Origin of the sequence: Fusibacillus kribbianus (genome assembly GCF_030053595.1) — a bacterium.
GTDB lineage: Bacteria > Bacillota > Clostridia > Lachnospirales > Lachnospiraceae > Lientehia > Lientehia kribbiana.
Genome location: NZ_JASGBQ010000043.1, coordinates 1 through 5,565, shown reverse-complemented (window position 1 = coordinate 5,565; position 5,565 = coordinate 1). Strand labels below are relative to the sequence as shown.

The window sequence follows — 5,565 nt, the reverse complement described above, 5'->3', positions numbered from 1 at the left end:
CAGTTAAGTAGGACTGCTTTATTTTCTATGCAAAAAATGGCTGAAAGCAAAAATTCTCACTCTCAGCCATTTGAAATTTCAAACAGGAGTCTCTTGTAATGTCCTTAACTTATTGACATTGGTCGCAAATCAGCCCCTTTTTAGCACTATGACTGGAATTAAGTTTTACAACTAAGCAACCGCTGAAAACCGAAAACTTCTCCCGTCCATTGATTTTCTGCCTCTGACTATTTAAAATAGAGGCAGGAGACCTGTAAAATTGACACATTTTCCTGTATAAGCCCTCTATCGAAACCACAGACAGAGGATTATAATAAAGACAGTCAGGAGGGAAAATCGATGCTGCGAATGGAGATTGCGCTGTTTCTGGTGCTTGCGTTTGTTGCGTATATTTATTTTTCGGCAGAAAAACAGAATACACCGCTGCACCGGACTTTTTCTGTATTGCTGGTGACGGCGTTGGTGCATCTGGTATTCGACGGAGCTACCGTTTATACGGTGAATCACCTGGAGACGGTACCGCCGTTTTTGAATGCTGTTCTGCACCGGTTCTTTATGGGCACCATGGTTGTGGTGATCTATCTGTTTTATCAATACATTGCCATTCTGGTGGAGGAGGAGACCGGAAAGCCCAGGAAGCTGGATCTGGCTGCGAGGATCTTTCTGATCGCGGCGGTTCTCGGAACGACGTTTCTACCCATTTACTATACGATCACCACGGAAGGAAATTATTCGGACGGAGCGTATATGCTGGTGCCCTATTTTGCTGTGGCCTTTTATCTGATCTTATGTGCCGGTCTTATGCTGGGCAATTGGAAAGCGGTGGATCCCAAAAAGAAATCTGTCATCGGTGTGGCGCTGATCATCGAGTTTACGGTCTGTGCCCTGCAGGGATTGTATCACACCTGGCTGATCAGCGGAATGGGGATCACGCTGATGACCCTTTCCTTCTATCTGACCCTGGAAAATCCGGACATTCTGCGGGCGGAGCTGACCGAGCAGAAAATGTCCATGCTGTATCTCAAAAGCCAGGTCAATCCGCATTTTCTCTATAATACACTGGACACGATCCGTATTCAGGCCCAGTTAAACGGCGATAAGAAGGTGGCAGACCTTCTGATGCGTCTGGTGGATTTTTTCCGGCTCAGCGTGAAGGTGGACCGGCCCATGGTTTCTCTGGACGATGAAACAGAACTTCTGGAAGCTTATATGGAGCTGATGTGCTACCGTTATCCGGAGCTTTGCTGTGAATATGACATTGATCCCGACCTGGGAGGGGCGCAGGTACCTAATTTCATTCTGCAGCCCATCGTGGAAAACAGTTTGCTTCACGGGCTTAAGAATAAGGGCTACCGGGGAGAGGTGAAAATTTCCGCTCACAAAACGGAGGAGGGAGATATGGAGATCTGCGTCCGGGATACCGGAAGCGGATTTGCGGAGGGCCGGAAGGCTGCCATTGACGATATGCTTCGCAATTACGCAAAGCAGGCGCCGAAGCTTACCGGAAACAGCATCGGCATTCTGAATGTGCAGAAACGGATCAAACTGTTGTGCGGCAGAAAGTTTGGCCTGTGGTATACAGAAAACGAAGGAGGCGGTGTGACGGCTCATATGTTGCTGCCGCTTAAGGAGGAAGCGGAATGAAGAAGCTGCGTGTTCTTTTGGTGGATGATGAGATCATGATACGAGAGGGGTTTAAACGGCTTTTTGACTGGGGAGCCCACGACTGTGAAGTGGTCGGGGAGGCGGCTGACGGCATGGAGGCACTGGCGAAGATCGACGCGCTGGCTCCCGATATTGCCGTCATGGATATCAATATCCCGATCATGAACGGCTTAAAGGTCATACAGCTTGCACGGATCAAGCATCCGGATATGGCCTTTGTCATTGTGTCGGGGTATGATGATTTTTCTTATTGCCGGGAGGCGCTGCGGCTGAAGATCACAGACTATATCCTGAAGCCGGTGGATTATGAGGAGTTCGGCACCTGTATTGACAACCTGAAGATCGCCCTGTTTCGCAGACAGTCCACGAAGGAGGCGGACGAACAGGAGGAACGGCCGATCAACAGGCTGACCCGGTATCTGCAGGAGCATCTGGCGGAGGAGATCAGCCTTTCCGTCCTTGCTGATGAGTTTCATCTGAGCGCCCAGTATATCAGCCAGCTGTTTAAAAGTGAGATCGGTGTCAATTTCCTCGCCTATCTGACCAATATCCGCATGGAAAAGGCGAAACAGCTGCTGCTGTCCACCTCCCTGTCCATCGGGGAAGTGTCGGAGCAGTCCGGTTACGGGGATTACCGGGTGTTTACCAAGGTGTTTAAGAAATCGGAGGGAATCACGCCTTCCCAGTATCGAAGAGACTTTTTGGAGAAAGAAAACTGATGTATCGATTACTGATCGTTGAGGATGACAAAGGAATTGCAGACGCAATTAAAATGCAGGCAGAGACGTGGGAGATGCAGGTCCGTTCCGTGGAAAATTTCCGGGGTGTGATGACGGAGTTTGCGGAATTTGACCCTCACATTGTCCTGATGGATATTGCCCTGCCCTTTTTTAACATGAAATAAGCAAGAATTCTCCCACCTCTAAGGTGGTGAGATGAATTGCAAAAAATCTTACCAGATCAAGAAAAAGAACACTTGTTCTCTGAGCAAAACAGTGATATAATATAATCAGTCGAAAATGAAAGGCTGCTGATTATATGAGACAGATGGATCATAATGCTCATTCGGTATATCTCTTATATTATCATCTTGTTATGGTAGTAAAATATCGGAGGAAGGTAATAGACGACCGGATATCAGACCGGGCAAAAGAGATTTTCGAATATATAGCACCAAACTATGGAATTGTTTTGGAAGAGTGGAACCATGATATCGATCATGTGCATGTCATGTTTCGGGCCCAGCCTAAAACGGAAATATCAAAATTTATCAATGCTTATAAGAGTGCGAGCAGCCGGCTGATCAAAAAAGAGTATCCAAAAATCCGGGAAAAACTTTGGAAGGAAGCTTTCTGGAGTCAGAGCTTTTGCCTTGTGACAGCAGGCGGTGCGCCGCTTGATGTGATACGGCAGTATATTGAAAGTCAGTCGAGGGGGAAAAGCATTGAATAAGGCCTATAAGTTTAGGATCTATCCGAACAGAGAACAGGAAGTCCTGTTATCAAAAACGTTTGGCTGCTGCAGATTTTTGTATAATACCATGCTGTCAGATAAGATCCGTGAATACCAGGCAACCGGAAAGATGCTGAAGAACACACCTGCCATGTACAAGAAGGAATATCCGTTTCTGAAGGAAGTGGATTCACTGGCGCTTGCCAATGTACAGCTCCATCTGGAAAAGGCCTATCAGAATTTCTTTCGAAAACCAGCGATTGGTTTTCCAAGATATAAGTCAAAGCACAGGAATCAGGACAGCTATACCACAAACGTGGTCAATGGAAATATCGTGCTGGCAGATAGAAAATTGAAGCTGCCCAAGCTTGGAATAGTCAGGATCAGACAGCACAGGGAGATCCCGGAGGGATACCGTCTAAAATCTGTTACTGTAAGCAGGGAACCGTCCGGAAAGTATTATGCGAGCCTCTTATATGAATACGACTGTAGTGAAAACCAAGCTGCAGCCTGTAACTATGAGACCGCAAGGATACTTGGGATCGATTATGCGATGCACGGGATGACAGTGTTTTCCGATGAACTGGATGGGGTCTATCCGGGTTATCTGAGACAGGCAATGGAAAAACTGGCAAGGGAACAGAGAAGACTATCGCATTGTCAGAAAGGAAGCTGCAACTACAGGAGACAGAAGCGGAAAGCAGCGCTGTGCCACGAGAAAGTGAGGAATCAGAGGAAAGACTATATCCATAAGCTGACCAGAAAGATTGCAGATACCTACGATGCGGTAGGAGTGGAAGATCTTGACATGAAAGCCATGAGCCGGTGTCTGAATTTTGGAAAGAGCGTCATGGATAACAGTTACGGGATGTTTCGCGATATTCTGACATATAAGCTGGAGGAGCAGGGAAAGAAACTGGTAAAGATTGACCGGTTCTTTCCATCCAGCAAAAGATGCTGCATGTGCGGAAACGTGAAAAAAGAGCTGCAACTTTCCGAACGAATTTATCGCTGTGACTGTGGAAACGTCATGGACAGGGATAAAAATGCAGCGATCAATATCCGTGAAGAAGCGCGGCGAATGCTGACTGCATAGCAGGAAGCAAAAAGGAAATACGTCCGTATCCGGACAGGATAGTCAAAAAGCCCGTATCCGGGCTTAGAACAATCGCGGGGCACGCGAGGGTAGCCTGCAGATACTTGGCTCATGAGAGCCATTGAACAGGAAGCCCCCACTTCAAAAGCTTTGATTTTAGTGGTGGGAGCATGTCACCCTGCGCAATGTACCGCTTATGATCACGGTCCTGGCCGTTTCGGTCCTGCTCTTTGGCATATGCTACGGGATCATTTACCGGTTTACGTCCAATGCGTATTATTCCATCGTCAGCGGGAGAAAGGAATAAAACAGAAAGCCGCACTGAAACAGGAAACTATGGAGGAAATGTGGAATGACAGTCAAAATTCAACAGGTGGAATTGGAAGATGCTGCGGAGCTTCTTTCCATCTATGCCCCCTATGTCCGCGATACGGCAGTCTCATTTGAATATGAGGTCCCTTCCTGTGCGGAATTTCGGGAAAGAATAAGAACGATCTCTTCGGCGCTTCCCTATCTGAAGGCAGTGGACGAAACGGGAATTCTCGGGTATGCCTATGCCGGAACCTTCAAGAACAGGAAAGCCTACGACTGGTCGGTGGAGGTGACCATTTATGTGAGAAGGGACTCCAGAAGGGCCGGTGTGGGAAGACTGCTCTACGGTGCCCTGGAGGATTCCCTGAGACGGATCGGGGTCCTCAATATGAATGCCTGCATTGCGGTCCCCAGGGGAGACGATGAACATCTGACCAATGACAGTTACCTGTTTCACAAAAGGATGGGCTTCGACCTTGTGGGAACCTTTCACAACAGCGGCTATAAGATTGATACCTGGTATGACATGATATGGATGGAAAAAATGATCGGAGAGCACTGCCGGGGGCAGGAAAGGGTAAAATTCGGGGAGTGGACCGTTGGCAATGACTGAATTTTGTAAAACTGACACGACCGGTTGAAAAAGGGGCTGTTAAGGTGGATTCAGGGCAGGACTACAGCTGCAGCTCCACAATTTCCTTCAGATTGAAATATTCTGCTTCATAGCGGGGATGAAAGGATCGAAGTGCATCAATGACAAAAGTCCTTGGAAACTGCATCAGCCAGCGCTGCTCTTCGTAAACAGCGTCAACATACTGGCTGATCCTGTCGATCCCTTCAAGAGTCATATCGAGGCCGAAGACCGGGTAATCCAGAGTGATCCGATGTTCTGTCGGTGCAAATTTCACATCGTAGTATAAGGGAGTGTTGCAGAATGACCTAAAATCTGAACGATTGTAGGTCAGGAGCAACGCTCCTTCGTTTTTAGCTCAGAAACCCCGGCTCAGATATCATTTTGGGATATCTCGGCCGGGGTTTGG

General features: G+C 47.7%; 7 protein-coding genes. 6 read left to right on the top strand and 1 reads right to left on the bottom strand.

Going from position 1 to position 5,565, the window contains the following annotated elements; all coding sequences use genetic code 11:
- The first annotated feature begins 339 nt into the window (after positions 1-339).
- The 6 genes from QJ036_RS14005 to QJ036_RS13980 all read left to right on the top strand — a co-directional run bounded on the left by QJ036_RS14005 (position 340) and on the right by QJ036_RS13980 (position 5,138).
- The gene (locus tag QJ036_RS14005; protein WP_283231957.1) at positions 340-1,644 is read left to right on the top strand and encodes a sensor histidine kinase; all 1,305 of its coding nucleotides are present in this window, start codon (positions 340-342) and stop codon (positions 1,642-1,644) included.
- Positions 1,641-2,384: a response regulator transcription factor gene (locus QJ036_RS14000; protein ID WP_283231956.1), complete on the top strand. Its 744-nt coding sequence runs from the start codon at positions 1,641-1,643 to the stop codon at positions 2,382-2,384. Before QJ036_RS14005 ends, QJ036_RS14000 begins: the two co-directional genes overlap by 4 nt.
- Positions 2,384-2,569, top strand: a complete 186-nt coding sequence (locus QJ036_RS13995) for a response regulator (RefSeq protein ID WP_283231955.1) — start codon at positions 2,384-2,386, stop codon at positions 2,567-2,569. The genes QJ036_RS14000 and QJ036_RS13995 overlap by 1 nt, the downstream gene beginning before the upstream one ends.
- Positions 2,570-2,703: 134 nt before the next feature.
- Complete coding sequence (gene tnpA / locus QJ036_RS13990) at positions 2,704-3,117, top strand: IS200/IS605 family transposase (RefSeq protein ID WP_283231954.1); 414 nt, start codon at positions 2,704-2,706, stop codon at positions 3,115-3,117.
- On the top strand, positions 3,110-4,213 hold the full coding sequence (locus QJ036_RS13985) for an RNA-guided endonuclease TnpB family protein (protein ID WP_283231953.1): 1,104 nt from the start codon (positions 3,110-3,112) through the stop codon (positions 4,211-4,213). Before tnpA ends, QJ036_RS13985 begins: the two co-directional genes overlap by 8 nt.
- 352 nt (positions 4,214-4,565) lie before the next feature.
- On the top strand, positions 4,566-5,138 hold the full coding sequence (locus QJ036_RS13980; protein WP_283231952.1) for a GNAT family N-acetyltransferase: 573 nt from the start codon (positions 4,566-4,568) through the stop codon (positions 5,136-5,138).
- Positions 5,139-5,199: 61 nt separating this feature from the next.
- On the opposite strand, the gene QJ036_RS13975 is transcribed toward QJ036_RS13980, so the two are convergent.
- Entirely contained in the window at positions 5,200-5,496 is a 297-nt protein-coding gene (locus tag QJ036_RS13975; RefSeq protein ID WP_283231951.1) for a DUF6179 domain-containing protein, read from the bottom strand.
- Positions 5,497-5,565: the final 69 nt, after the last annotated feature.